The organism is Nocardia flavorosea (genome assembly GCF_015477805.1).
GTDB classification, from domain to species: Bacteria; Actinomycetota; Actinomycetes; order Mycobacteriales; family Mycobacteriaceae; genus Nocardia; species Nocardia flavorosea_A.
The window spans coordinates 441,135-466,336 of sequence record NZ_JADLQL010000002.1 but is presented as its reverse complement, the minus strand read 5'-3'; the positions used below and the strand labels follow the sequence as shown (position 1 = coordinate 466,336).

20 protein-coding genes are annotated in these 25,202 nt (G+C 67.3%); 16 read left to right on the top strand and 4 right to left on the bottom strand.

Annotation, left to right across the window (positions count from 1 at the left end; translation table 11 throughout):
• Positions 1-55: 55 nt before the first annotated feature.
• The 3 genes from IU448_RS10980 (at position 56) to IU448_RS29375 (ending at position 3,408) form a co-directional block, all read left to right on the top strand.
• Positions 56-2,275 carry an ATP-dependent DNA ligase gene (locus IU448_RS10980; RefSeq protein WP_195055475.1) on the top strand — a complete coding sequence of 740 codons (2,220 nt, stop codon included), beginning with the start codon at positions 56-58 and terminating at the stop codon, positions 2,273-2,275.
• 86 nt (positions 2,276-2,361) lie between these two features.
• On the top strand, positions 2,362-2,544 hold the full coding sequence (locus IU448_RS10975; RefSeq protein ID WP_195055474.1) for an antitoxin: 183 nt from the start codon (positions 2,362-2,364) through the stop codon (positions 2,542-2,544).
• 3 nt (positions 2,545-2,547) lie between these two features.
• On the top strand, positions 2,548-3,408 hold the full coding sequence (locus IU448_RS29375; RefSeq protein WP_324188567.1) for a type II CAAX prenyl endopeptidase Rce1 family protein: 861 nt from the start codon (positions 2,548-2,550) through the stop codon (positions 3,406-3,408).
• Between the two features lie 12 nt (positions 3,409-3,420).
• Here the strand turns inward: IU448_RS29375 and IU448_RS10965 are convergent, their stop codons facing one another.
• Both IU448_RS10965 and IU448_RS10960 read right to left on the bottom strand, forming a co-directional pair.
• Complete coding sequence (locus tag IU448_RS10965) at positions 3,421-4,155, bottom strand: energy-coupling factor transporter transmembrane component T family protein (RefSeq protein ID WP_195055473.1); 735 nt, start codon at positions 4,153-4,155, stop codon at positions 3,421-3,423.
• Entirely contained in the window at positions 4,152-6,323 is a 2,172-nt protein-coding gene (locus IU448_RS10960) for an ABC transporter ATP-binding protein (protein ID WP_416382982.1), read from the bottom strand. The genes IU448_RS10965 and IU448_RS10960 overlap by 4 nt, the downstream gene beginning before the upstream one ends.
• 80 nt (positions 6,324-6,403) lie before the next feature.
• On the opposite strand from IU448_RS10960, the gene IU448_RS10955 reads away from it, so the two are divergent.
• Together IU448_RS10955 and IU448_RS10950 are read left to right on the top strand one after the other, a co-directional pair.
• Entirely contained in the window at positions 6,404-7,318 is a 915-nt protein-coding gene (locus IU448_RS10955; RefSeq protein WP_280457186.1) for a cation diffusion facilitator family transporter, read from the top strand.
• A 41-nt stretch (positions 7,319-7,359) separates the two neighbouring features.
• On the top strand, positions 7,360-8,412 hold the full coding sequence (locus tag IU448_RS10950) for an AraC family transcriptional regulator (protein WP_195055471.1): 1,053 nt from the start codon (positions 7,360-7,362) through the stop codon (positions 8,410-8,412).
• Positions 8,413-8,415: 3 nt separating this feature from the next.
• Here IU448_RS10950 and IU448_RS10945 read toward each other — a convergent pair whose 3' ends face one another.
• Both IU448_RS10945 and IU448_RS10940 read right to left on the bottom strand, forming a co-directional pair.
• A complete protein-coding gene (locus IU448_RS10945) occupies positions 8,416-9,192 on the bottom strand; it encodes a metallophosphoesterase (protein WP_195055470.1) in 777 nt (258 codons plus the stop codon).
• Positions 9,193-9,728: 536 nt separating this feature from the next.
• Entirely contained in the window at positions 9,729-10,469 is a 741-nt protein-coding gene (locus IU448_RS10940) for an RluA family pseudouridine synthase (protein ID WP_195055469.1), read from the bottom strand.
• A 559-nt stretch (positions 10,470-11,028) separates the two neighbouring features.
• On the opposite strand from IU448_RS10940, the gene IU448_RS10935 reads away from it, so the two are divergent.
• From IU448_RS10935 to IU448_RS10885, 11 genes are all read left to right on the top strand, one after another.
• Complete coding sequence (locus IU448_RS10935) at positions 11,029-12,264, top strand: nitrate/nitrite transporter (protein WP_280457188.1); 1,236 nt, start codon at positions 11,029-11,031, stop codon at positions 12,262-12,264.
• Between the two features lie 140 nt (positions 12,265-12,404).
• On the top strand, positions 12,405-16,100 hold the full coding sequence (locus tag IU448_RS10930) for a nitrate reductase subunit alpha (RefSeq protein WP_195055468.1): 3,696 nt from the start codon (positions 12,405-12,407) through the stop codon (positions 16,098-16,100).
• Positions 16,100-17,770: a nitrate reductase subunit beta gene (gene narH, locus IU448_RS10925; RefSeq protein WP_195055467.1), complete on the top strand. Its 1,671-nt coding sequence runs from the start codon at positions 16,100-16,102 to the stop codon at positions 17,768-17,770. The genes IU448_RS10930 and narH overlap by 1 nt, the downstream gene beginning before the upstream one ends.
• A complete protein-coding gene (gene narJ, locus IU448_RS10920) occupies positions 17,767-18,441 on the top strand; it encodes a nitrate reductase molybdenum cofactor assembly chaperone (protein ID WP_280457190.1) in 675 nt (224 codons plus the stop codon). Before narH ends, narJ begins: the two co-directional genes overlap by 4 nt.
• A 222-nt stretch (positions 18,442-18,663) precedes the next feature.
• Positions 18,664-19,428, top strand: a complete 765-nt coding sequence (gene narI, locus IU448_RS10915; RefSeq protein ID WP_195055466.1) for a respiratory nitrate reductase subunit gamma — start codon at positions 18,664-18,666, stop codon at positions 19,426-19,428.
• 260 nt (positions 19,429-19,688) lie between these two features.
• On the top strand, positions 19,689-21,524 hold the full coding sequence (locus tag IU448_RS10910) for a hypothetical protein (protein ID WP_195055465.1): 1,836 nt from the start codon (positions 19,689-19,691) through the stop codon (positions 21,522-21,524).
• Between the two features lie 98 nt (positions 21,525-21,622).
• On the top strand, positions 21,623-22,789 hold the full coding sequence (locus IU448_RS10905; protein ID WP_195055464.1) for a thiolase family protein: 1,167 nt from the start codon (positions 21,623-21,625) through the stop codon (positions 22,787-22,789).
• A gap of 391 nt (positions 22,790-23,180) precedes the next feature.
• Complete coding sequence (locus IU448_RS10900; RefSeq protein WP_416382981.1) at positions 23,181-23,330, top strand: respiratory nitrate reductase subunit gamma; 150 nt, start codon at positions 23,181-23,183, stop codon at positions 23,328-23,330.
• 68 nt (positions 23,331-23,398) lie between these two features.
• Positions 23,399-23,632, top strand: a complete 234-nt coding sequence (locus IU448_RS28870; RefSeq protein WP_228812606.1) for a ribbon-helix-helix protein, CopG family — start codon at positions 23,399-23,401, stop codon at positions 23,630-23,632.
• Positions 23,629-24,099 (top strand): PIN domain-containing protein, encoded by a 471-nt coding sequence (locus IU448_RS10890; RefSeq protein WP_228812604.1) that lies wholly within the window; start codon positions 23,629-23,631, stop codon positions 24,097-24,099. Before IU448_RS28870 ends, IU448_RS10890 begins: the two co-directional genes overlap by 4 nt.
• Before the next feature lie 62 nt (positions 24,100-24,161).
• Entirely contained in the window at positions 24,162-25,088 is a 927-nt protein-coding gene (locus tag IU448_RS10885; RefSeq protein ID WP_195055463.1) for an EamA family transporter, read from the top strand.
• The last annotated feature ends 114 nt before the right edge of the window (positions 25,089-25,202 follow it).

Here is a 25,202-nt window from a genome sequence, read left to right as displayed (position 1 = left end):
GTGGTCGCGCCGTGCTACTGACCCCCGGTCTGACCTGCTCCTGCGGTGAACCGGCGTGCACCGGGCGTTCGGCGGTGAACCGGGGCAGCCCGATATCGATGTCCGGCTGAGCAATCTGGACAAGGTGCTCTATCCGGCGGCCGGCACCACAAAGGGCGAGGTCATCGAGTACTACGCCGAGATCGCACCGGCGATGCTGCCCCATATCGCGGGCCGGCCGATCACTCGTAAGCGCTGGCCGAACGGTGTCGCCGAATCATCGTTCTTCGAGAAGAACCTCGGCGCGGGCACGCCGTCGTGGCTACCGCGCCGCGCCCTGCAACATTCCGACCGCACAGCGCACTACCCGGTGATCTCGTCCCAGGCCGGCCTGGTCTGGCTCGGTCAGCAGGCCGCCTTGGAGATCCATGTACCCCAGTGGCGTTTCGACGGCGATGCGCGCGGCCCCGCGACGCGGCTGGTGTTCGACCTCGACCCCGGCCCCGGCGTGGGGCTGCCCGAATGCGCGCGGGTGGCGCTCGGGGTGCGCGATATGGTCGCCGAAATCGGGATGCGCGCGTTCCCGCTGACCAGCGGTAGCAAAGGCATCCACCTGTACGTCCCGCTGGACCGGGTATTGAGCCCCGGCGGGGCGTCCACAGTGGCCAAACAGGTCGCCACGAATCTGGAGAAACTCCTTCCCGACCTGGTCACCGCCACCATGGCGAAGAGCGTGCGGGCGGGGAAGGTGTTCCTGGACTGGAGTCAGAACAACCCCGCCAAGACGACCATCGCCCCGTACTCGCTGCGCGGGCGCGAACAGCCGAACGCCGCCGCGCCACGCCACTGGGCGGAACTCGAGGATGCCGGCGAGCTGCGGCAACTGCGGTTCGACGAAGTTCTCGAGCGTTACCGGTCCGACGGTGATCTGCTGGCCGGTCTGGACATACCCCTGAACGACGCGCTGACGAAATACCGTTCGATGCGGGATCCGGCGCGCACACCGGAGCCGGTACCGCCGCATCCGCCGCACCCCGGGCCCGGTAATCGCTACGTCGTCCACGAACACCACGCCCGCCGCCTGCACTGGGATGTGCGGTTGGAGCGCGACGGGGTGCTGGTGTCGTGGGCGGTACCCAAGGGGCCGCCGGAAAGCACCCGGCAGAACCGGCTCGCCGTGCACACCGAGGACCATCCGCTGGAATACCTGGACTTCCACGGCACGATCCCGGCGGGTGAATACGGGGCGGGGGAGATGTCGGTCTGGGACACCGGCACCTACCGCGCCGAGAAATGGCGCGACGACGAGGTGATCGTGGTGTTCCGCGGCGAACGACTCAACGGCCGGTACGCCCTGATCCGGACGGAGGGCGACCAGTGGTTGATGCATCTCATGAAGGACCAGCCGGCGACCGCGGAACTGCCCCGTGGACTCACCCCCATGCTGGCGACCAGTGGTGAGGTGGCCGGGCTGCCGGATTCGGAATGGGCGTTCGAACGGAAATGGGACGGGTACCGGCTGCTCGTGGAAATCGACGCCGGTGAGCTAAGGTTGCGCAGCCGAGCCGGTAACGATGTCACCGCGCGCTACCCACAGTTGTCGGTGCTGGCCGAGGAACTGGCCGATCATCAAGTGATCCTCGACGGCGAACTCATCGTTCGCGGGCCCGACGGCGCGGTGAATATCGCCCTGTTGAAGGCGAATCCGCGGCGCGCCGAATTCCTGGCCTTCGATCTGCTGTTCCTCGATGGCACCTCACTGCTGCGCAAACGCTACCGCGATCGGCGGCAGGTACTGGAAGCGCTGGCCGCGACGACCACGGAACTCCGGGTGCCGCCGCGCTACGCAGGCGACGGCACCGAGGCCCTGCGGCGCAGCGAGGACGAAGGTGCGGAGGGCGTGATCGCCAAACGGCTGGATTCGGTGTATCTGCCGGGTACTCGCGGGCATTCGTGGGTGAAGCACCGGAACTGGCGCACCCAGGAAGTGGTGATCGGGGGGATGCGCCGCAGTAAGGCTCGGCCGTTCGCCTCGCTGCTGGTCGGGATACCCGGTGCGGACGGCCTGGTGTACGCGGGACGGGTGGGCACCGGATTCGACGAGGCGGGGATGAACGATCTGGCGGCCCGGCTGCGCCGGTCGGAACGTAAGACCTCCCCGTTCGGCAACGAGATGTCGGCCGACGAACTCCGGGACGTCATCTGGGTGACACCGAAGATCAAAGGCACTGTTCGCTATATGGATTGGACCGACAACGGTCGCTTCTGGCACCCTGCCTGGCTCGGCGAGGTGTGACAGCCGTCGCCGGCCCGGTTCCTCCGCTCCTCGTGAACTCGCTGGGTATCGTTAGCGCTGAAGCGAGTTGGAGCGAGGAGCACACCATGGATTTCAAAGGGCTGGCGAACAAAGCGCTGGGGCTGGCGCGCAAGAACGCCGACAAGGTCGACCCGCTGATCGAGAAGGTCGGCGATGCGGTGGACAAGAAGACCGGCGGGAAGTACGCGTCGCAGGTCGACAAGGCGCAGGACGCCGCCCGTAAAGCCGTACGTGACCAGCAGAAGTAGGTGGTGAGCTCCGCCCGGGACGAGTTCCGGGTGCGGGGTGGCGCGAGCGAGCCGGACCGTCTGGGGATAGGCCGGACGGCGGTTGTGGTCGTCGGTTTCGCCGTGGTGATGCTGGTATCGAATTCCCTTGCCTCGGCGATCGGCAATCCGGTGGTTGCACTCGTCGCCGGTCCCGTGCTGGCGTGCGCGGTGGTCCGGCTCTACATCTGGGCCGGGCACCGGATCGAGAAGCGGCGCGTGGCCGAGTTCCCCCGTCGCGGTGGCGGGCTCCAGCTCGTGGCCGGCGTGGTATCCGGGGCGGGTCTTGCGGCGGTCGCCATCGGTATCCTTGCCCTGTTCGACGTGTACCGAATCACTGGGTGGGGGTCGGTTTCCGGTGCCCTCGCGGTGGCCGGCGCCATGTGTGCCGTTGCCACCGCGGAAGAAGTGTTCTTCCGCGGTGTCGTCTTCCGGCTCCTCTGGGGTCGCTGGGGGACCGCGGTCGCGCTCGTCGTATCCGCTCTTGTCTTCGGCCTGGTGCATCTGCTCAATCCCGAAGCTTCGGTGTGGGGCGCGATCGCGATTGCCGTCGAGGCAGGTTTGCTGCTCGGCGCGGCATACCTCGCGACAGGTTCGCTATGGCTGGCGATCGGCCTGCATTTCGGCTGGAACGCCGCAACTTCGGGCATCTTCGGCACCGTCGTCTCGGGGAGCGAGGCGCGCGAATCTCTGGTCACTGCGGTCACGACGGGCCCCGATTGGCTGTCCGGGGGAAGTTTCGGCCCGGAAGCGAGCATTGTCTCGGTACTGGTCTGCTCGGCGGCGACCGTGCTGCTGTTGTACCTCGGATACCGGCGTGGCGCGCTGTCGCCCCGGAAAAGCTGAACTACGGGCGATTCAGGTCAGCAGGTCGAGGACGAGAGCTCCGGCGCAGACTGCCACCACGGCGGCCAGGGCGACCGCATCGTTGCGGCCGGGGCCGGCGGGACGGGCGGTGAGCCGGCCCGTCCCGCCGCGGGCGGTGATGGCTTCACCGAGTTCGCCGGCGCGGCGAGTCGACACCGCCATGGCCGCGGTGAGGATATCGATCAGTGGGTCGGTGGTGCGGTGCAGTAGATCGGGTTTGGGGCGTAGCCGGCGTGCGGCGCGCAGGATTCGGATCTCCTCCAGCAGCAGTGGTAGTCCGCGCAGGGTAAGTGCCACTACGACGGCGAGTTCGTCGACCGGGACCCGTAGTTTGCGCAGTGGGCGGCCGAGGGTTGCCAGGGCGGGGGCGATTTCGCTCATCGGAGTGGTCCAGGCGATCAGCATGGATGCCGACAGCAGGATGAGACCGAAGACCACGACCTGCGCGTAGCGCAGCAGCGCGACCCCGCCGACCGGTGCGCTGATCACTGCACCTAGTGCGATCAGCAGCCAGAACACCCACGGAAGCCGTGGGACGACGCCGAGGGGGAGTCGTGCGAGGGCCCCGACCGCGATCAGGAAGACGATTGTTACGCCGAGGATCGGCCAGCTGGGCAGGAACATCAGCAGCAGGCTGATCAGGAAGACACCGATCATCTTGGTGCCGGCCCAGAGCCGGTGGATCGGGCTGGCGACCGGAACCTGGCGCAGCAGTACCGTACTCATCGGGCACCTCCGTGGGCGTCGCCGGGTACCGGCCAGGCCGCACCCGGCACCGGATGGTGGACCTGTCCGGGTGGGGGGACCGGTGGGATGGGGACGGTGTCGGCGTCCGGTTCCGGGACCGGAATATGCGCGGCCTCGGTTTCCGGGATACGCCCGGCCTGCAGGTGGACGGTGCGGTCGCAGATGGCCGCCACGTCCTCGACATCGTGCGAGATGACGATCAGGGTGAGTCCCGAATCGCGGAGCCGGGCCAGCAGGTCGACGATATCGGCGCGGCCCTCGGGGTCCAGGCCCGCCAGCGGTTCGTCCAGCACCACCACCTGGGGTTGACTGGCGACGATGGCGGCCAGCACCACTCGTTTCGCCTGCCCGCCGCTGAGTTCTTCGATGGAGCGGGTGGTCAGTGAGCGGTCCAGGCCGACGGCGTCGAGCGCCTTGCCGACGGTGCCCGATCCGGTGCCGTCGCCGCCCCAGTCGGCGATCTCCTCGCCGACGGTATGCCGTTGCAGTTGCAGCCGGGAATGCTGGAAGGCCAGTTCCACCCGGCCGATCTGTTTGCTGATCGGTTTCCCGGCGAGTTCGCAACGCCCGGTACTGGGTGCGATGAGGCCGGCCATGATCCAGGCCAGGGTCGATTTCCCGGAGCCGTTTCCGCCGACCACCAGCAGCGCTTCCCCGCGGCGGACGGTCAGGTCGATCCCGTGCAGGGCCTGCGCTTCCCACGGTGTGCCGCGGTTGTAGGTGTGCCGGACACCACGCAGTTCGAGAATCGGATCGCCCATGGGGTGGCGGCGGTGGGCACGGGCCGGTTTCGGCCAGGCGGGCAGACGGTCGGCCATCCGGCCGTCCGCAAGATGTATCACCCGGTCGGCGGCGGCGGCGTCGGCTTCGTGGTGGGTCACCAGCACCACCGCCATCGGATGGCGCTTCGGCAGCTCGGACAACAGGGCCACCAACTCGCGGCGGCCGTCCGGGTCGATCATGGAGGTGGCTTCGTCGGCGATGAGCAGTGCCGGGCGCCGGGCCAGGGCGGCCGCCACGGCCAGCCGCTGCTGCTGTCCACCGGACAGGGTCGCGGTTTCCCGGGCGCCCATGCCGTCCAGCCCGACCTCGCGCAGCAGATCGTCGATCTGCACCTCGGCCGCCAGTTCGGCGGGCAGTCCCCAGACGACATCGTCGGCGACCAGCACCCCGAGGGTCTGGCTTTCCGGCCGCTGGAGAACCAGGGCGGTGCCGCCGAGATGCCCCAGACCCGCCGATCCCGGGCGCTCTACCGTGCCGCTGCTCGGTGGCAGGCCGGCCAGCAGCCGGGTGAGGGTGGATTTCCCCGAGCCGTTGTGCCCGACGACGGCGACGAATTCGCCGACCGCGACCCGCAGGTCGATCCCGGCCAGTGCGGTACCGGCCGTGCCCGGATAGCGGTAGCCGGCCCCGCGCAGCGTGACCGGCAGCGGCGCGATGGGGCGGTCGTCGGCGGGTGCGTCGAGCCGATCGGCGCCGGGGAGCCAGGTCAGCCGGTCCAGGACGGATCCGAGCACGAACCAGGAAACGAGTGCGGTGACCACGGTGCCGATCGCGACGGTGGTGCCGATGTAGATCCACCACCATTGCAGGACGACCTCGGCCACGTTCAGTACACCGCGTCCCAGTGGTTCCAGCTGGGCCTGGCGGGAGGTGAGGTCGGCGAAGCCGGTGGCGGTATTGCGGATGTTGTCGAACACCAGGTTGCGGGTGGCGGAGAAGACCAGCAGGAAACCGATCGAGAACACGCCCCAGGCGAGACCCGCGACGACCGAGAGCCCGGTGACCGCGATCAGGCCCCCGCGGCGGCGTTTGACCGTGCCGACGATACCGCCGATGGTCGCGGTGGCGACCATGGCCATGGCGGCCGCGAGTCCGGCCGCGACGAAGGTGACCAGGGCGGCCGATACCGAGGCCGTGAACAGGGCGCGGAATCGGTATCGGTGCGCCAGCAATCCCATGGGGACGGCCGCGACGAGTTGGAGCGCCGCGGCGAACGGGATCACCGAGCCGACCGTGACGAGTCCGACGGTCGCGCCGCCCAGAACCGCTCCGGTGGCGAGCTCGATCGGCCGCAGTGCGGCTCGGGGCTCGCGGGCGGGCCGGTCGGATGTGCCGGGCCGGGCGGTAGCGGGCTGGTCACTCACGAAGTCAAGTCTGCCAGTCCGGCGGCCGGGCGCGAATCGACGGTGTTGCAAGCATGCGCATCACCGCATATGTTGTCTGCGTGGGACATGATCATACGCATCGGGTATCAGCCGAAAGCGCCTCCGGGAAATATGTCGGACGACTGGCGCTGGCGCTGGCCATCGGCGCCGGATTCATGCTGGTCGAACTGGCGGTCGCGCTGGCCACCGGTTCGCTGGCACTGCTGTCCGACGCCGCGCATATGCTCACCGATGTCGTCGGCATCGCGATGGCGCTCTCGGCGATTGTGCTGGCGCGCAACACCCGGCCCAGCTACACCCGCACCTTCGGCTACTACCGCGCCGAGGTGATCGCGGCCCTCGCCAACGCCGTACTCCTGTTCGGCGTGGCGGGCTATGTCCTGGTGGAGGCGGTCCGCCGCTTCGGTGAACCGCCGGAGGTTCCGGGCGGGCCGGTGCTCATCGCGGGCGTGATCGGCCTCGCCGCCAATATCGTGTCCTTCCTGTTGCTGCGGCGCGGAGCGGCGGAGAGCCTGAATGTGCGTGGCGCCTACCTCGAAGTGCTCGCCGATATGGTCGGGTCGTTCGGGGTGCTCGTCTCGGCGGCGATAACCCTGACCACCGGCTGGTACTACGCCGATATGGTCGTCGGTGTGGCGATCGGCGTCTGGGTGCTGCCCCGCACCTATCTGCTGGCGCGCCGGTCGCTGCGGATCCTGTTCCAGCACAGCCCGGAAGAACTCGATGTCGAGGCGGTGGCGGCCGAGCTGGCCGCGGTGCCCGGGGTGTGCGATGTGCACGATCTGCATGTCTGGACGCTGACTTCCGGTATGGAGGTCGCCTCGGCGCATATCACCACTTCGGGGCCGGACGCCGGTGACGAAATCCTGCGCGCCGCCCAGCACCTGCTTGCCGAGCGTTTCCACATAGAGCACGCCACGCTGCAGATCGAGACCAGCGATACCGCCCGCCGCTGCACGGAACTGTCCTGGTAGCCGCCGGTCGGTCGATTGAGATATTCGGCCATAATGGCGGTATGGTGCAGCGTCCGTCGGTCCGGGACTGGGATTTCCCGCGTGGTGTCGCCAGTGTCGCGCTGATGGTGGGGTACGGCGCCGAACACGGAGTTGCGCCCGCGGCGCTGCTGCGCGGCACCGATCTCACCGAGGCCCGGCTACGTGACCCCGATGCCCAGATCGACGCGCATACCGAACTCGCGGTCGTCCGGAACCTGGTGCGCCAACTCGACCGGCCCGGGATGGGCATCGAGGTGGGCCGCCGCTACCGCATCACCACCTTCGGCATCTTCGGCTTCGCCTGTGTCAGCAGTCCCACACTGGCCGAGGCGATCGATTTCGCCCTGCGCTATATGGAACTGAGCTTCGCCTTCTGCCTGCCGGTGACGCAGTGGGAGGACGGCGAATTCGTCGGCCGGATCCTCGACGATTCCGTGCCGGCCGATATCCGGCAGTTCCTGGTGGAACGCGATGTGACCGCCATGCACCAGGTGATGAGCGATCTGCTGGGCCGGCACCTGGAACTGATCCGGGCCGAATTCCGGTTCCCCGAACCGGCCTACGCCGACCGGATCGCCGCGGTCACGGTCGCCCCGCCGCGGTTCGGCCGCCCGGAGAACCTGGTCGCCCTCGATCCGGCGATCCTGGACCAGCCGCTTCCGCAGGCCAACGAGCACACCCTGGCCATCTGCCTGGCGCAATGCCGCGACCTGGTCCATCGGCGCCGGGCCCGCACCGGAATCGCCGCCGAGGTCCGGGCCCGGCTGGTGCCCCGCGGTGGGCTGGACGGTTTCACCGCGCCGCCCGGTATCGATGCCGTGGCCGCCGACCTGAACATGAGCACCCGCACCCTGCGCCGGCACCTCGACACCGCCGGTACCAGTTACCGCGCCCTGCTCGACGAAGTGCGTCAGGCGCTGGCCGAGGAAATGCTGACCACGACGCCGCTGTCGGTGAGCGATGTGGCGATCCGGCTCGGCTACGCCGAGGCCTCCACCTTCATCTACGCCTTCAAACGCTGGACCGGCGCGACCCCCGCCGCCTACCGCCGGGCCCGCGCCGGACGCTACTGAGGGTCAGTACGGGCTGGTGATCCAGCCGCCCATCGGGACACTGCGGAAATGCGTGATCAGCCGATGGTCGTCATCGAGCACGTGCAGAGCCACCGACGGATCCGGCCCGTAGTCCATCACGCGTTCGGGCGGCGCGAGTTCCCATTCCCCACCCAGCACCGATGCCGTGCTTGGGCCGATGAGCAGCGGCTTTCCCGCAAAGGTGCTCACCGCGGCGGTATGCGCGTGGCCCGCCAAGGTCCCGACGATGCGCCGGTCCCCGGTGATCACCGCCGCCAGCCGTTGCGGATCGTCCAGCGCGATCGTGTCCACGATGGGGCTGTGCAGGAAAACCGGCGGGTGGTGCAGGGCCAGCAATACGGCCGCGTCCGGCGGGGTCGCGGCGAGCGTATCGGCGAGCCAGTCGTAGGTCTCGTCGCACAGCCGGCCACTCGGCTGCCCGGGGTCGCTGGAGTCGAGCAGGATCAGGGTCAGCTCGCCGATCCGGTGCACCTGATTCACCGGATCGTCCGATGGCGTACCGGATAGCAGCACCTCCCGGAACGCCGCGCGCTCGTCGTGGTTTCCGGGGATCACGAGCACCGGAAGATCGGCCTGTAGCGACATCCGGGCCTCGGCGTACTGCTCGGGCTTACCGGAATCGGTGATATCGCCGGTCACTACGATCACGTCGGGCCGCCGCCGCAAATCCGCCAGATAGGCCATCACCCGTTGCGCGCGCTCGGTGTTGCGGGTCCCGAGATCGAAATGTGTATCGCTGACCTGCGCCACCAGGATCATCGGTGCTCCTGTGCTTATTGGCGCGCCTCCGGCGCGCGGGGTTCGGCCCCTCTGAACTCGGCGCCACGGTGGTTCCCGTGGGGCGGGGTCACGTCACCAGCTTAGGACAGTCGGCCGTCGGTGGCGGTGGGGTTATGAGGTACGCCACTACCGGTTCTTCTGCGTATTGTTCCAGGACGAAATAGCTCATCGGGCGGCCTGTGGACATGAGACAGGTGACCGGGTAGCGGCCCATACGCTCGGGTGCTGTCGACAACCACGATGCGCCGCGAGCTCGGCGTCGGACCACCGCGGCTCGATTCGCGGAGCGGCACACCGGCAGCCTCGGTCATGTCACCGGTGCTCGACCATGGCGACGGCCCGGCTGCTGCAGGCCGGCCGGTAGGCCGGAGAACAGCGGGGCATCACGATGGCATCCGATGGACCGGACGGCGGTGCCGGTGGCCGAGCCCGAAAACGGGGCTGTTGTCCATGCACAGCCGGCCCGAGGAGTTGCTGAGCCGGGCCCGCGGCAGAGACAGCCGGCCGACCGGCGATCAGTCGGGTAGAGCCGCGGGTGGGTGGGGTAGTGGGGCCCAGAAACCCTCCTCGGGGGGTGCTTCCAGGTCGAGCCGGCCGTCGGGACGCCAATCGGCGGTGAGGCGCAGCCGCCAGGAATGCAGGTGGGTGCGGGGGTGGGCGCCGGTTCGGTCGAACAGGGGATCGCCGGTGATCGGGTAGCCGATCCAGGCCAGGTGTACGCGTAGCTGATGCCGGCGGCCGGTGATGGGATGCAGCGCGACGACCGTGTGCTCGTTGTACCTGGCCACGACGGTGAACTCCGTGCGGGAAGGGTAGTTCTTCGTGTTCAGCAGGTCGGCGTCGGCGACGAACCAGCGGTCGCCGGTGCGCTGGATGGTTTCGCGGGGAGCGGCCACCCGGACCCGGTTCTTCCGGCCGACGCTGAGCGGCAGTTCGACGACGCCGTGGTCGGGCAGTGGCTCCGGCCCGGTGGCGATCACGGCCAGGTAAGTTTTCCGGGCGGTTTGCTTGTTGAACTGGCGGGTCAGCTGCCCGTGCGCGGGGAGCTGCCGGGCCAGCAGCACCAGACCGGAGGTGACCTTGTCGATCCGGTGCACCGGATACAACTTCTCGCCGGTGGCCTCGGCGGCGGCGACGATATCGGTATCGTGCCGCTCCCCGGTGACCGAGATACCGGCGGGTTTGTTCAATGCCAGAATCGCGTCGTCCTCGGTGAGCAGACAGCGGGCGCGCAGCTCGGGCCAGTCGATATCCACCGGTAGAGCGTAGGAGCCGAGTGCGCGGCCGGTATCGGCAGGACCGAGATCCCGGCCGTACTGCACGCGGCGGACGCGAGTGTGGCGGATCGGCGTGTACCGACGTCGGTGGTGCGCCGAGCGCCCGACGTACGGCGCTCGGCGGGCAACGGCGGTCGACGCCGTCGGGTCGGTGCCGTCGGCGCTGTCCGCGCCGCTGAGCAGCAGCGGGTGCCTACGGCGGGGTGATCACGAAACTCCCGGGATCCCGGATGGGCCGACAACTTCGCAATGTTGCGGGCAGAATAAGGCGTGCCGCCGTCCTGCCCGGGCCGTGCGAGGACGGCCCGCTGGGAGCCACTGAGCTGTTGCCGGGGGCAATGCTTCGCCTGTTGTCCAGCCCTGCGGCGGAAGCCCGGCCGGTATCCGTCAGGTGGATCGACCGAACGGCTGTGAGTCACCGCTAGCGCAACACGGCGGCACGGGACCAGATCCCGGTCGCGATGGACCGAATCGCCCGTCGAGCGGTTGTGGACTGGGCGTAAAGAGTTTGCCGGACCGACCCTCCTCGGGAGCAAAGGTGGCCTCTTCGACTCCGTTGAACGCCGGCCGGGCCATGGCCGGCGACCACACCATGACCGGTGGACGCACCCTGATGCTGGTCCTGGCGACCGTGGGCTTCGCACTCAACTTCTGGGCGTGGGCACTGCTCAGCCCCTTGGCGCCGCGGTTACGCGAGGAGCTGGGACTGAATTCGTTCCAGGAGTCGCTGGTGGTGGCGGTTCCGGTGATCGTGGGTTCGCTGGGCCGGATACCCGTCGGGGCGCTGGCCGATCGCTACGGCGGTCGGCTGATGTTCCCGGTGGTTTCGCTTATCACCATTGTTCCGGTGCTGTTCCTGGGGCTGGTCGGCCATTCGACGCTGGCGGCGTTGCTGATCGGTGGTTTCTTTCTCGGTGTCGGCGGCACGGTGTTCGCGGTCGGGGTGCCGTTCGTGAGCCGCTGGTTCCCGCCGGAGAAGCAGGGGCTGGCGATCGGGGTGTACGGGATGGGGATGGGCGGTACCGCCATCAGCGCCCTGACCACCGTGCAACTGGTGGATATGGGCGATACCGCGACCCCGTTCCTGCTGTGCGCCGCCGCGCTGGCGGTATATGCGATCGTCGCCTGGTTCCTGCTGCGCGACGCTCCCGGCCGGACCGCGCCCACCGAGTCGATGACCACCCGGCTGAAACAGACCATGCGTCTGCCCGCCACCTGGGAGGCGTCGGCGTTGTACGCGGTCGCGTTCGGTGGTTTCGTAGCGTTCTCGGTGTACCTGCCGTCGTATCTGCGCACCGCCTACGACCTCTCGCAGGCGGATGCGGCCAACAAGATGGCCGGTTTCGTGCTGCTCGCGGTGCTCATGCGACCGGTCGGCGGCTGGCTGGTCGACCGTTTCAACGGCCCGGTCGTGCTCGCCGTCACCCTCGGGTTCGTGGTCGTCGCCGCGGCAGTGCAGGCCGCCACCCCGGATCTGATGCCCGTCGGCACCGTCGAGTTCCTGGTTCTGGCCGCGGCTCTCGGCGCGGGCAGCGGTGCGACCTTCGGATTGGTCGCGCAGATCGCCCCGCCGGGAAAGGTCGGGGCCATCACCGGGTTCGTAGGCGCCGCGGGCGGTCTGGGCGGATTCGTCCCGCCGCTGGTGATGGGCGCGATCTACGGAGCGACCTCCGATTATGGCCCGGGGTTGCTCGCGCTGGCCGCGGTCGCGCTGGCCGCGCTCGTCTTCACCCTCACCGTCGTCCGCCGTGAGGCGGGCCGGCAAGACCGCTGAGGCGTCCCGATCGACGATGCAGAAGGAGTACCGACTGTGCGAAACCTCCGCCGATGTACCTCGTTCTTGGGAGGGCTCGTGACGCGTCATCCCCGCACTGGTCGACGTGCATCGCAGCCGCACCCTTCGAAGGAGGTCGGATGACCGGCGGGCGACGTGACGCCGGCAGGGCGCGGCTCGACGGCGACCTCACCGATGCGCTGGTGGGGACCCGGCGGTTTTTCACCCGCGCGGAAGTGTCCCCGGACCGGCGGTCGATGTACGAGACCGGCGGGCGGGGAGCAGACGAGTTCTACCGGGACCGCTGGAGTCACGACAAGGTGGTGCGGTCCACCCACGGGGTGAACTGCACGGGGTCGTGTTCGTGGAAGATCTACGTCAAGGACGGGATCATCACCTGGGAAACCCAGCAGACCGACTATCCGTCGGCAGGCCCGGACAAACCGGAATACGAACCGCGCGGTTGCCCGCGTGGTGCCGCGTTCTCCTGGTACACGTATTCGCCGACCCGCGTGCGGTATCCGTATATCCGCGGTGTCCTGCTGGAGATGTACCGGGCGGCGAAGAACGCCATCGGCGATCCGGTGCGCGCCTGGGCGTCCATCGTGGAGGATCCCGAATCGGCCCGGCGCTACAAGGCCGCGCGCGGTAAGGGCGGTCTGGTCCGCGCGACCTGGGACGAGGCGACCGAGATGATCGCCGCCGCGCATATCCACACCATCGAACGGTACGGTCCCGACCGGGTCGCGGGTTTCTCCCCGATCCCGGCGATGTCGATGGTTTCGCATGCCTCGGGTGCGCGGTTCGTCTCGTTGATCGGTGGGGCGATGCTGTCGTTCTACGACTGGTACGCCGACCTGCCGGTCGCCTCACCGCAGATGTTCGGCGATCAGACCGATGTGCCGGAATCGGGGGACTGGTGGGATGCCGGTTATCTGATCATGTGGGGTTCGAATCTGCCGGTGACCCGCACCCCGGACGCGCACTGGATGGCCGAGGCCCGGTATCGCGGACAGAAGGTTGTCGCGGTCTCCCCGGATTACGCGGACAACGTCAAATTCGCCGACGAATGGCTGGCCCCGCATCCCGGTACCGACGGTGCCCTGGCGATGGCGATGGGGCATGTGGTGCTGCGCGAGTTCTTCGTCGAGCGGGAGGTGCCCTACTTCGCGGGCTATATCCGCCAGTTCACCGATCTGCCGTTCCTGGTCCGGTTGGAGGAGGGCGACAGCGGTTATCTGCCCGGGAAATTCTTGACCGCCGCCGATCTCGACGAGTACCTCGGCACCGAGAACGCGGCATTCAAGACGGTGGTCCTGGATGCCGAGGGCAGGCCGGTGGTACCGAACGGTTCGCTCGGTTACCGCTTCGGCGAAACCGGTAACGGCCGCTGGAATCTCGACCTCGAAGGAGTCCGGCCGCAGCTCACCCTGCTGGGCGGCAACGCAGTCACCGTGTTGATGCCGCGCTTCGACACCGCCGGCGGGGAAGGCGCGACCATACAGCGCGGGGTCCCGGTGCGCCGGGTGAACGGACACCTGGTCACCACAGTTTTCGATCTCCTGCTGGCGCAGTACGGAGTGCACCGCGAAGGTCTGCCGGGGTTGTGGCCGGTCGACTATTACGACCCCGCTCAGCCCTACACCCCGGCCTGGCAGGAAGCGATCACCGGCGTACCGGCGGCCGCGGTGCTGCGGATCGCCCGCGAATTCGCCACCAACGCCGAGGAGAGCCACGGCCGTTCGATGATCGTGATGGGCGCCGGAACCAACCACTGGTTCCACTCCGACACCATCTACCGGGCCTTCCTCACGCTGACCACGATCACCGGCTGCCAGGGCGTGAACGGCGGTGGGTGGGCGCACTATGTGGGTCAGGAGAAATGCCGGCCGGTGACCGGGTGGACCCAGCTGGCGTCGGCGCTGGACTGGTCGCGCCCACCGCGGCAGATGATTCAGACCGCCTACTGGTATCTGCATACCGATCAATTCCGCTACGACTGGTTCGGCGCCGACACGCTCTCGGCCGCGCACGGGGATGGGCGCCTGTCCGGTATGACCACCGCCGATGTGATCGCACAGGCGTCCCGGCTGGGCTGGATGCCGGCGTACCCGACCTTCGACCGTAATCCGCTCGACCTGGTCGAGGCCGCCGAGGCCGACGGCGGCTCGCTGTCCGGTTACGTGGTCTCCGAACTGCGGGCCGGGCGGATGCGGTTCGCCTGCGAGGATCCGGACGCGCCGCAGAACTTCCCACGGGTGCTGAGCGTATGGCGGGCGAACCTGCTCGGGTCGTCGGCGAAGGGTAACGAATACTTCCTGGAGCATCTGCTCGGCACCGAATCGTCGCTGCGCGCCTCGCCCACCCCGGCCGGTGCCCGGCCCCGCGATGTGGTGTGGCGACCCGAGGCGCCGCGCGGCAAACTCGATCTGCTGCTCACCCTGGATTTCCGGATGACCAGTACCACCCTGTTCTCCGATATCGTGCTGCCCGCCGCCACCTGGTACGAGAAGCACGATCTCAACACCACCGATATGCACCCGTTCGTGCATTCGTTCAACCCGGCCATCGCGCCGCCCTGGCAGACCCGCAGCGACTGGGATGCCTTCCAGGCGATCGCCGAGAAGTTCAGTGAGCTGGCGGGGCCGCGGCTGGGGGTGCGCAAGGATGTGGTGGCGGTTCCGCTGCTGCACGACACCCCGGACGAACTCGCGACTCCGCACGGCCGGGTCGCGGATTGGAAGTACGGGCAAGCCGAACCGGTTCCGGGCGTGACGATGCCGAAACTCGCCGTGGTGGAGCGGGATTACGGCGCTGTCGGCGCCAAGATGCGTGCGCTGGGTCCGCTGGCGGAAAAGCTCGGCGCCACCACCAAGGGCGTCACCTTCGACCTCGGCCCGGAAGTCGACTATCTACGGCACAAGAACGGCATGATCCGCGGCGGCCCCGCCGACGGCCGGCCCTCGCTGCAGCGCGGTATCCAGGCGGCCGAGGCGATTCTGGCGCTGTCGGGCACCACCAACGGCCGCCTCGCCACCGAAGGTTTCCGTTCTCTGGAGCAGCGCACCGGTATGCCGCTGGCCGATCTGGCCGCCGAACACGAGGGCAAACGCATCACCTTCGCCGATACCCAGGCCGCGCCGGTACCGGTGATCACCTCACCGGAATGGTCGGGATCGGAGACGGGCGGCCGCCGGTATTCCCCGTTCACCATCAATGTCGAACGCCGCAAACCGTGGCATACGCTCACCGGCCGCCAGCATTTCTATCTCGACCACGACTGGATGGCCGAACTGGGGGAGGGGCTGCCCGTCTACCGTCCCCCGCTGAACATGGCGGCGCTGTTCGGCGAGCCGGGTATCGGATCGGTGGGTGAACTCGGCGTCACCGTCCGCTATCTCACTCCGCACAGCAAGTGGTCCATCCATTCCGAATACCAGGACAACCTGTTCATGCTGAGCCTGTCGCGGGGTGGTCCGACGATCTGGATGTCACCGCAGGACGCGGCGACGATCGCGGTAGCCGACAATGAATGGGTCGAGGCGGTCAACCGCAATGGTGTGGTCGTGGCGCGGGCCGTGGTCTCGCATCGGATGCCGGCCGGCACGGTGTACATGTATCACGCGCAGGACCGGCTGATCGACGTACCGATCAGTGAAACTTCCGGGCAGCGCGGCGGTATCCACAATTCGCTCACCCGCCTGTTGATAAAGCCCAGTCATCTCATCGGCGGCTACGCCCAGCTCAGCTTCGCGTTCAACTATCTCGGCCCCACCGGAAATCAACGCGACGAGGTGACGGTGATCCGTCGTCGCGGTCAGGAGGTGAGTTACTGATGCGGGTCATGGCGCAGATGGCGATGGTGATGAATCTCGACAAATGTATCGGCTGCCATACCTGTTCGGTCACCTGTAAGCAGGCCTGGACCAACCGGTCCGGGGTCGAATACGTCTGGTTCAACAATGTGGAGACCCGGCCCGGACAGGGTTATCCGCGCACCTACGAGGACCAGGAGAAATGGCGGGGCGGCTGGGAGTTGAACCGGCGCGGGAACCTGAAGCTCAAAGGCGGCGGCCGGTGGCGGAAATTGTTCACCATCTTCAGCAACCCGATCCTGCCCGAACTCAGCGACTACTACGAACCCTGGACCTACGACTACGAGAACCTCACCACCGCCCCCGCCCAGCGGCACACCCCGGTGGCCCGGCCGAAATCGCTGATCACCGGTAAGGATACGAAAATCGAATGGTCGGCGAACTGGGACGACGATCTCGGCGGCGCCACCGAATACGGTGACCGCGACCCGATGCTGGGCAAACTCGCCGAAAAGGTCCGGTTCGAATTCGAGCAGACCTTCATGTTCTACCTGCCCCGGATCTGTGAACACTGCCTGAACCCGTCGTGCGCGGCGTCGTGCCCGTCCGGCGCCATCTACAAACGCAGCGAGGACGGGATCGTCCTGGTCGATCAGGACCGCTGCCGGGGTTGGCGGATGTGTGTTTCCGGCTGTCCCTACAAGAAGGTGTACTTCAACCACCGCACCGGGAAAGCGGAGAAATGCACCTTCTGCTTTCCGCGGGTCGAGGTCGGGCTGCCGACTGTCTGCGCGGAAACCTGCGTGGGCCGGTTGCGCTATATCGGCCTGGTGCTCTACGACGCGGACAAGGTGCTCGAAGCCGCCGCGACTCCCGACGAACAGGGCCTCTACCAGGCGCAACGCGATGTGTTCCTGGACCCGGCCGATCCGGTGGTCCGGCGCGAGGCCGAACGCGCCGGAATACCGTACGACTGGGTGGAGGCCGCGGACAGGTCACCGATCTATGCGCTCATCAATACCTACAAGGTCGCGCTGCCGCTGCATCCGGAATACCGGACCATGCCGATGGTCTGGTACATCCCGCCACTGTCACCGGTGGTCGATATCGTCCGCGATACCGGTCACGACGCGGAAGATTACGACAATCTCTTCGCCGCCATCGAAGCCCTGCGTATCCCGGTGGATTATCTCGCCCAATTGTTCACCGCCGGCGATCCCGCCCCGGTCACCGATGTCCTGCGCCGGCTGGCCGCCATGCGCAGCTATATGCGCGATATCAATTTCGGGCGCGAACCCCGGGAGCGGATAGCGGAGTCGGTCGGAATGACCGGCGAGCAGGTCTACGATATGTTCCGCCTGTTGGCGCTGGCCAAATACGACGAGCGCTATGTGATTCCGCCCGCGCACGCGGAACAGGCACACGGTCTGGAAGAACTTGCCACCGAATGCAGCCTCGATTACGAAGGTGGCCCGGGAATGACCGCGTCGGGTCCGTTCGGGGAAAGCTCCGGCGGGCCGGCGCCGATCGCCGTCGAGAACTTCCATATGCTGCGCAACCGGCAGACCGCCGACGCAACGACCACCGTGCGCGGGCAGGGCCGGGTGAACCTGCTCAACTGGGACGGGAAAGCGCCCGACGGCCTGTTTCCGCCCACCGGCGACAACCCGTCCGGATCGGAGCGGCCGTGAAGAAAACCGTGAAAATCGACCCGGCCGTCCGCTCTGCCGCCTGGCAGGCACAGTCGCTGCTCGTCGGCTATCCGGACGAAACGCTGCACCGCAACCTGGACCTGCTCGGCGCGGTCGCCGCGACCCTCCCGCCAACGGTCGGTGATCCCCTGGCCCGGTTCCTCGCCCACGTACAGCGCAGCTCCCTGTTCGAACTGGCCGCCGACTATGTCGCGACCTTCGACCACCGCAAACGTTTCAGTCCCTACCTCACCTACTTCGCCTACGGCGACACGCGCAAACGCGGGGTCGCGCTGCTGCGGTTCAAACAGGCCTATCAGGCCGCCGGGCTGAGGTTGAGCGAGGAAGAACTACCCGACCACCTCTCCGTGGTCCTGGAATTCGCCGCCTCCGGCCACGCCGAAACCGGTCTGCGATTGCTCACCGAACATCGCGCGGGTCTGGAACTGATGCGCCGCGGACTCCACGAAACCGGTTCGCCGTGGGGCGATGTGCTCGATTCGGTCATAGCAACCCTCCCCGCCCTCGCCGGCCGGGAAGAAGACGCCCTGGCCCGCCTCATAGCCGAGGGCCCCCCGGAAGAATCCGTGGGCCTGGCCCCCTTCACCCCACCCCAATACCTGCCCAACCCATCCATGCCGCAACAGCCCCGAAACCATGTTGCCCACTGACCTGGACGGGCATCCCCGCCCTAGAGGTAACCAGGCGCACCCAACGCCACACTTCGCGATTGTCGGTCGGTGCTCCCGCAGCACCCGGCGAACAGCCCACTCCGGCAGCCTGACGAACAGCCCATGCCGGTGGCGCTTTTCGGTCGGCCCCGTGGCACATGTGACCGAACCTCGACCCCACACCGCCGCCGGTGGCGACGCCGAATTCACGGAGGTAAGTCGATGAATGCAACCTTCCACGCCGCGGCGGCCGAACAGCTCACCACGGTCGACATCCTCCTGTGGGTTGCCCTGCCCTACGCCGCCATCGCGATATTCCTGGTCGGCCACTATTGGCGTTACCGCTACGACAAGTTCGGCTGGACCACTCGCTCCTCCCAGCTCTACGAGAACCGCCTGCTCCGCCTCGGCAGCCCCCTGTTCCATTTCGGGATCCTGCTGGTGATCGTCGGCCATATCGTGGGGCTGCTCATCCCCGAAGGCTGGACCGAAGCCGTCGGTATCAGCGAGCCGGTCTACCACGCATTCTCCGTAGGCATCGGTGTCCTCACGGGCGCGGCGACCCTTGTCGGCGCGGCCATCCTGATCTACCGCCGCCGCACCACGGGCCCGGTGTTCTCCGCGACCACCCGCAACGACAAGGTCATGTACGTGCTGCTCATCGGCACATTGCTACTCGGCTTCGGCACCACGGTGATCAGCAACGCCGTCGGTCACCCGCACGACTACCGCCAGACTGTTTCACCGTGGTTCCGGTCGGTCCTGTCGTTCCGTCCCGACACCGATCTCATCCTCGCCGCCCCCCTCGGTTTCCAGTTACACGTGATCGCCGCGTGGGTTCTGTTCGCCTTCTGGCCGTTCACCCGTCTGGTCCACGTCTTCTCCATGCCGGTCGGTTATCTGACCAGGCCTTATATCGTCTATCGGAGTCGTGATGTGGAATTGGGGTCACGGCGTGAGCGGCGAGGCTGGGAGCGGATTCGGTAGCCCGCGCGCCGGGTTTCCGGCCGCCCGTACCGATCGCGGTGAACGCGATACGCGACACCGTTCGGGCGACGGTGCGGCCTGTCGGTTCGATCCCTGGGATGCGTGCGCGTTGGGACAAATGTCGTTCGTATGGGAGAAAGCGACATCGTGATCGCCCACGCATGATCGTTTCGAGCGTCGATCATGCGCTGCGCCTACTCTGCCGTCGAGGAGCCGACCTTGCCCAGAGACAACGCATCCGACACATTCCGGAGCAAGGAATGAGTTCGAGTGATGGTGATTCCGAGAGGGTTCGGTTCGGTGATTACTGGGATCCTCTGACGGACGGTGATCTGCACGGATTCATGTCGGGGTCGGGTAAAGACCCGGTGTGGAATTTCTTCGCCGAAGCCGGTGACCGGGTGGAAAGCGATGGACCGCTACCGGATTCGCTGGCCTACGGTGGCCGCGAGGCATTGGCTCCGGACCGGGCACCGGAACCGGAACCCGATACCACTCCGGCTGTGGATGCATGGTCTTTCAGCCTGCCCGACCGAGTGGCGGCGGAAGCGGACGGGCCCGCGCCGGGTGATCTGTTGATCCACCCTGAGCACGAGGACGCCGCCTTGGCCTGGATGATCGACAACGCGGACGCTTTCCTGCAGCGATCGCTGCAACTGTTCGGGTCCGGCAACGGAGAAGATGTTCCGGATTTTTCGGCCTGGTTGCACAACCACGGCCTGGTGGACTCGGTGAACAGTTCGTCGATGACCGACTCCTACAGTGCCCACATCACCGGACTGGATATCGATAAGGAGTTGTTCCAGGGGCTCGAGGACGAGATGACTGTCACCGTGGCGGAGGTCAGACAACGATCCGGCGCTGCGGTCTCCTATATCGACGACCGCATCGCCGGTTTGAACGAATTCTTGGGTTACGCCGACGATGTGGTCGAACGGGTAGAGGTGAACCCGATGGATTCACCTGATGGTGCGCCGGTGGGGGAGACGGTGACTACGCGCCGCCGGGTCCATCCGCAGTACCGCGCATTCCTCGAAGAGGAGATTCTGGCGACGATCACGAAAGTCGAGGACAAGATCCGGGAGGTGTCCGCGGCCAATGAAGGCTCTGGCGTCGACGGGCCGGAGTACGAGACCAGCGATCCGGGCACGCCCCCGGCGAGCCCGGATCGACCGGTGATGTCGTACACCCCGGTGGATGGTTCTACACCGCCGGGAGGTGCAGCCGGGACTCCGCCGGCGGTTTCGGCCGGGGCTCCGCCGGCCGGCGCTGCCGAACCCGCGGTGACCGACGATATCGGCGCACCGCCGGACGAAGCGCTGGGTGAGGAAGTTCCGGTGGACGGCGGTACAGGTGCCGGATCCGGCGGCGATGTGAACGAGGACGCTGCGGATTCCGATACGAGCGGTGGCCGGGATGCCGCGGAGCCGGGGCCGCCTACCGGCGGTATGTCTTCCGGCGATAACGGGATGGGTGCACTGTCTTCGATGCTCCCGATGATGATGATGCCGATGATGATGCTGCCGCAGATGATGGCCGGGATGGTGCCTCGTGACCAGGGGAGTACAGAGGGTCGCGGTGGCGAGAACGGCGAGCGCCGCCGGGACGGAGAACGGGAGCGGTCCGCGCCGGCTCCGGCGCCGGAGCAGGCGGTATCGGCACCGCCGGCGGAACCGCCGCCCCCGGCCGATGAGAATGGGATGGCAGTGCGGGTGACTCTGCCGGATGGATCGTCGCAGCAGGTGCCGCCCGCGGTGGCGCAGGCAGTGAACCGGGAACTGGGGAATTCGGAAGGAAGCGATGCGCGGGCCGCGTATGCGGGAACGGCCGGCGAACCGACGGCGGGACATCCGTGGACGGCGGTCGATGCCGGCTCGGTGCAGACCGGTGATGTGGCGCAGTGGGCGAACCGGGCCGGGCTGCTCGTGGTGACCGACGGAGAAGTCCGGCTCATCGTCGACGGGGTACCGCTCCCGTTCGACCCGCACGATCCGCCCGGCGGCGGAATCGCGAGTTACGGCGAGTTCCAGGGGTATGTGCATCCCAGCGGAGTCGACCTCGCCGGCTCCGCTGCGCGAGTGGATATGCCGGTGTGACTGTCGGGAGACCTGGCGACCCCATGCGAATCCGTGTTAACTTAACGATGAAGGGTCGCTAACTCGGACGACCGTAACGAGCAGTTCAGGAGGGGCCCATGCAGTCCGCCGTCATAGTCGATGTGGTTCGCACGCCGTCCGGGAAGGGCAAGATGGGCGGGGGTTTGTCGGGGGTGCATCCGGCGACTCTGCTGGCCGGTGTGCTCGAGAAGCTGATCCAGCGCAACGATCTGGACCCGGTGCTGGTCGACGATGTGGTGGGCGGGTGCGTCACGCAGAGCGGCGAGCAGGCGTTCAATATTTCGCGGACCGCGGTGCTCGCGGCCGGGTTCCCGGAATCGATGCCCGCGACCACGGTGGACCGGCAGTGCGGGTCCAGCCAGCAGGCGGCGCATTTCGCGGCGCAGGGTGTGATGTCGGGTGCTTATGACATCGCTATCGCCTGTGGTGTGGAATCGATGAGCCGGGTGCCTATGTTCTCGAACGCGCAGGGGCAGGATGCCAATCGCGGGCCGATCGCGCATCGGTATCCGGAAGGACTTGTGCAGCAGGGGATCGCGGCGGAGATCTTGGCGGCTCGCTGGAAACTCGATCGGTCCGCCCTCGACGAATTCGCGGCGCGTTCGCATCGGCTGGCGGCCGAGACCGCGGCGGCGGGCGGATTCGACCGGGAGCTGGTGGCGGCCGGTGAGCTCACCGCGGACGAAACCATCCGGGCCGGGTCCACCCCGGAGAAGCTGGCGGGCCTGAAGCCGGCGTTCGCCGACGAGCAGTACTCGCAGCGGTTCCCGGAGATCGACTGGTCGATCACCCCGGGTAACTCCTCGCCGCTCACCGACGGCGCATCGGCGGCGTTGATCATGAGTGAGCAGATGGCGGCGAAGCTGGGGCTGACCCCGCGCGCCCGCTTCCATTCGTTCGCGGTGCTGGGTGACGATCCGCTGCTCATGCTGACCGCCCCGGTTCCCGCGTCGAAGAAGGTGCTGGACCGCGCCGGATTGACGATCGACGATATCGACGCCTACGAGGTGAACGAGGCATTCGCCCCGGTGCCGCTGGTATGGCAGCAGGAACTGCACGCCGACCCCGAGAAACTGAATCCCCGCGGCGGCGCGATCGCGCTCGGCCATCCGCTGGGCGCTTCCGGGGTGCGCATCCTGGCGACCATGGTCAACCATCTGGAACAGACTCGTGGGCGTTACGCGTTGCAAACCATGTGCGAGGCCGGCGGTCTGGCGAACGCCACCGTCATCGAGCGCCTCTGATCGGTTGCGGCCGGTCGGAATCCGTGGCGTAGGCAGCGGCGCCGGGAACCGGTCGACGGTAGATGATGTCCCGGGTGCCGTTATCGGTCCGGGGCTCGGTAGGCGGTTCTGATAGTGGCCCGGCACCGCCCCGGGCGGTGATGCCGCGGAGCGGTGCCGGATGGAGGTGCCGTGGGCCGGGCTGTGGATTCGGGTGGGTCGCCGGACACCGGCCACGGTGCGGGCCGCGGGTCAGTAGCGGCGTGCGCCGACCACGGGCGAAGTTGAGGACGTAGAGCCAGCGGTAGCGCTCGTGGGTGTGCGGATCGGGTTCGGTCCAGGTTCCGCTCCATCCTCTCCTTCCGCCCCGCCACCGACCTCTCCTCGCCGCCCCCTCGGCTTCCAGCTCCACGTGATCGCCGCCTGGATCCTGTTCGCCTTCTGGCTGTTCACCCGTCTGGTCCACGTCTTCTCGATGCCGGTCGGTTATCTGACCATGCCTTATATCGTCTACCGGAGTCGCGACACGGAGCTGGGGTCCCGGCGTGAGCGGCGAGGTTGAAAGCGGATTCAGTAGGCGGTTTCCTTGAGTCCTTGCCGGATATCTGCCGTATATGACATCATACGCATATGTCTCTGAAGCGTACTATGGTTTACGCCGATCCCGAGGACTTGGCGACGATCAAGGAAGCGGCAGCGCGCACTCAGACCAGCGAGGCCGAGATCATTCGAGAAGGTATTCACCTGGCAGCCATGCGAGTGCGTCGGCGCTCCGAACCGCTACGCTTGCGTCGATTCGCAAGCGGTGATCCCACTCTGGCGGCTCGTGTCGAGGAGATTCTCGCCGATGACGACACGGAATGACCCGCTCTATGATGCCGATCGGGACGGGCATCGTCATCGCGGACACGTCGGGGCTCATCGCAGCTTTCGATACTTCCTCGCCAGATAGTGACGGGGCCTTTGCGGCTCTGGACTCGGCCGGGCTCGTTGTCCTCTCGCCGCTGGTGCTGGCAGAACTCGACCATGTGGGTCGTCGCGCTCTCGGGCAGCGGCACGCTGTCTCGATGATCGAGGATATCGCCGCCGAAGCGCGTCGGGGAGCGTTCGAGATCGCCACGGTGACAACGGATGTTCTCGATCAGGCAAACGCTGTGCGTACCCTGTATCCGGCATTGCGTCTCGACCTCGCCGACGCTGTCAACGTCGCGCTGGCTGCCGAATACGAAACGAACTCGGTGCTCACACTCGACCGCCGTGACTTCCGGGCGCTCACACCATTGACATCTCACCAGGCGTTCCGGCTGCTACCCGACGACCTTCGATCCTAAGACCCGCGAACTCTGCCGGATATCGGCTGGCATGCCGACTATCGCTCGGCGAAGCTACGAGCGTGACCAGGTCGGTGAAAGTGGAACGAGTACCGGGCCGTGCGAGGGCGGTCGAGCTGAGCCTGCTCTCCTGGGCGTTGTTCGCGAGTTCCGGTCCGCTGGCCGCGGCGGTGATGGTAGATGGCTGGTCACCGGCGGCGGTGACTTCGGTGCGCATCGGGTCGGCCGCCGTAGTGCTGGTGCTGGTGGTCGCGTTGTGGCGGCCACGGGCACTGCGGTTCGATCGCGGCGATATCTGGCTGCTGCTCGGCTATGGGGCGCTCGGCGTCGCAGGTGTGCAGTTGTTGTTCTTTGTGGCTGTTGCCCGAGTGCCGGTGGGTGTGGCGATGGTGCTGGTCAACCTGGCACCTGCCCTGGTCGCATTGTGGATCCGGGTCGTGCGCGGAACACGGCTACCCGGGCCGGTGTGGGCGGGAATCGGGCTGGCGCTGGCCGGTTTGGTCCTGATTGCGCAGGTCTGGCATGGTGCCCGGGTGGATCCGATCGGTGTCGCGGCGGGTCTGGGCGCGGCGGCCTGCTCGGCCGGGTTCTTCCTGCTCGGCGAGCACGGCGCGAGCCGGCACGATCCGTTCGGGATGACCGCGGTCGGGTTGGTGATCGGCGCTGTGGTGATGGCCGTGGTGGCGCCGCCGTGGACGCTGCCTTTCGATCGTCTGACGCTGTCTGCCGTGTTGGGTGGTTTGCACTTTCCGGTCTGGGTGGTGCTGCTGGTACTGGCTGTGGCCGGCACCGTACTGCCGTACCTGGCCGGGTTGTGGGCATTACGAGATCTGCCCGCGGCCCTCGCCGGTGTGCTGGCCATGGTGGAACCACTCGTCGCGAGTGTGCTGGCCTGGCTATTGCTCGGGCAAGCACTGCGACCGGCGCAGATGGCCGGTGCGGCGGTACTGCTCGTCGGCGCGGTACTGGTGCAACGTGCGATGCCGTAGAACGCCTCTCGGTATGCGGAGGCCGGCACAGCGGCACTGGGAACCGGTCGACGGTAGATGATGTCCCGGCGGTGCCGTTATCGGTCCGGGGCTCGGTAGGTGGTTCTGATAGTG

Bases quoted from the DNA above. Each gene is read 5' to 3' on its own strand.
- IU448_RS10975 (WP_195055474.1), top strand. From the start codon at position 2,362: ATGGATTTCAAAGGGCTGGCGAACAAAGCGCTGGGGCTGGCGCGCAAG.
- narI (WP_195055466.1), top strand. From the start codon at position 18,664: ATGAATGCAACCTTCCACGCCGCGGCGGCCGAACAGCTCACCACGGTC.
- IU448_RS28870 (WP_228812606.1), top strand. From the start codon at position 23,399: ATGTCTCTGAAGCGTACTATGGTTTACGCCGATCCCGAGGACTTGGCG.
- IU448_RS10910 (WP_195055465.1), top strand. From the start codon at position 19,689: ATGAGTTCGAGTGATGGTGATTCCGAGAGGGTTCGGTTCGGTGATTAC.
- IU448_RS10950 (WP_195055471.1), top strand. From the start codon at position 7,360: ATGGTGCAGCGTCCGTCGGTCCGGGACTGGGATTTCCCGCGTGGTGTC.
- IU448_RS10945 (WP_195055470.1), bottom strand. From the start codon at position 9,192: ATGATCCTGGTGGCGCAGGTCAGCGATACACATTTCGATCTCGGGACC.
- narH (WP_195055467.1), top strand. From the start codon at position 16,100: ATGCGGGTCATGGCGCAGATGGCGATGGTGATGAATCTCGACAAATGT.
- IU448_RS10930 (WP_195055468.1), top strand. From the start codon at position 12,405: ATGACCGGCGGGCGACGTGACGCCGGCAGGGCGCGGCTCGACGGCGAC.
- IU448_RS10905 (WP_195055464.1), top strand. From the start codon at position 21,623: ATGCAGTCCGCCGTCATAGTCGATGTGGTTCGCACGCCGTCCGGGAAG.
- IU448_RS10890 (WP_228812604.1), top strand. From the start codon at position 23,629: ATGACCCGCTCTATGATGCCGATCGGGACGGGCATCGTCATCGCGGAC.
- IU448_RS10965 (WP_195055473.1), bottom strand. From the start codon at position 4,155: ATGAGTACGGTACTGCTGCGCCAGGTTCCGGTCGCCAGCCCGATCCAC.